The 1,353-nt window shown below is 59.2% G+C and carries 2 protein-coding genes and 1 pseudogene; all 3 read right to left on the bottom strand.

Annotation, left to right across the window (positions count from 1 at the left end; all coding sequences use genetic code 11):
* Positions 1-612 (bottom strand): hypothetical protein (locus tag HQK15_RS18215; protein ID WP_173492926.1); only part of this gene is annotated, 612 nt, incomplete at its 3' end.
* Positions 605-913: a hypothetical protein gene (locus tag HQK15_RS18210; protein WP_173492925.1), complete on the bottom strand. Its 309-nt coding sequence runs from the start codon at positions 911-913 to the stop codon at positions 605-607. The genes HQK15_RS18215 and HQK15_RS18210, both read right to left, overlap by 8 nt.
* Before the next feature lie 197 nt (positions 914-1,110).
* Positions 1,111-1,353: pseudogene (locus HQK15_RS18205) on the bottom strand (hypothetical protein); the annotation flags it as partial.

The raw sequence follows: 1,353 nt of genomic DNA, 5'->3' as shown, positions 1-1,353 counted from the left end.
ATAGGCCGAGAACACGAGGATGATGAAATCGGACTTGCCGCCCTTTGTGAGCAGGAACAGGATGCATGCGGCGAGCGATACGACATCCAGCCGCGTGCGCTTGCCGAGCAGCGCCCAGCGCATCATGACCAAGATCGGAACAGCCACCCAGCAAACGTCGACGAACCATGACAGCGCGCCGAGGTTCTGCATCACCACAAGGCGGGATTCAGCGGTGAATAGGAGCAGACCTGCTTTGGACAGGAACGCCAGCGACGACAGCCAGAAGACGGCTAGGAAGCAGTGGTGCACGATGTCGAACGTGCGAGCGTCGCGGAGAGCTTTGGCTTTCTGTAGCCGCGGCGCGCCGAGCAGGAAGCATCCGGCCAGCAGTGCCAATTCGCAGGCGATGAAGCTGTAGAAGTAGACATCGGCTATCTCGCCACCGGCCCGCAGCATGAACACCACGGAGGCCGCCATGGCCTGCGCGAGCACACCGAAGGCGAGGGGATCAGCAAGCGACCGGCAAGCCCTCCAGAAAATCGCCGAGTAGATGACAAGGCAAGCCGCGATAATGCCTAGGTGCAGCTGGAAGTCCTGATAGAAGAAGTCAAGGAACTGCTCATTATTCATGCGGGCGCCCCAAGCGCTGCAGAGCGCCGGCCCCATAATCGGTGACTTCCCCGCCGCTGATTACCACCGGGTAATCGACGGTGCGCCAGCCAAAGCCCACGAATTCGTGCTTCTTGTAGAGCAGCGCTGTGGAATTGCCGACCTGCTCAACGCGGGCCGCCGGCCCCAGCAACGCATCTACGTCCTGCTCGCTCATGCCTTTCTTGACGGCGAGCGGGCCGGCCAGAAGCGCCATGCAGATCAGTGCAGCCGCGGCAAATGTGATGCCCGTGACAGTCGGATAGTTGTTTGTCTTCTTCATGCTTGTCACCTGCTTGAGAGCCGGATAATGCCACAAAGGGATAACCCTATGCCTATGCAACGTTGTGATTAATCCGGAGTTTTATCGCAGCATCTTGGCGCAAATGGCGTAACTACGTAGAGCAACGGGGGTTCGAATCCCCCTCTCTCCGCCACCATTCCTATATCCAGCAAGGGTTTACGGAAAGCAGGCTGCGATTACTTGCTGCTGTTTTCGCTGGATTTCTGTACGGAATCGGCAGGGAATCGCAGCATCGCCGCGAACTTCTCGACTGCCTTACTTCCCGCCGTTTGGTCGGCCTCTGGCATCCACCGCGCGTAGGTTTTGAGCGTGATGGTTGCATTGGCGTGGCCCATCTGCCGGGCCACCCACATCGGGTGCTCTCCAGCCGACAGCATCATCGACGCATAGGTGTGGCGCGTCTGGTACGGTTTGCGGTA

Source organism: Aeromicrobium stalagmiti (assembly GCF_013283745.1).
Taxonomy (GTDB): domain Bacteria; phylum Actinomycetota; class Actinomycetes; order Propionibacteriales; family Nocardioidaceae; genus Aeromicrobium; species Aeromicrobium stalagmiti.
Note: the sequence above shows the minus strand (reverse complement) of the source record. Positions and strands in the feature narration are given on the sequence as shown.

Bases quoted from the DNA above. Each gene is read 5' to 3' on its own strand.
- HQK15_RS18210 (WP_173492925.1), bottom strand. From the start codon at position 913: ATGAAGAAGACAAACAACTATCCGACTGTCACGGGCATCACATTTGCC.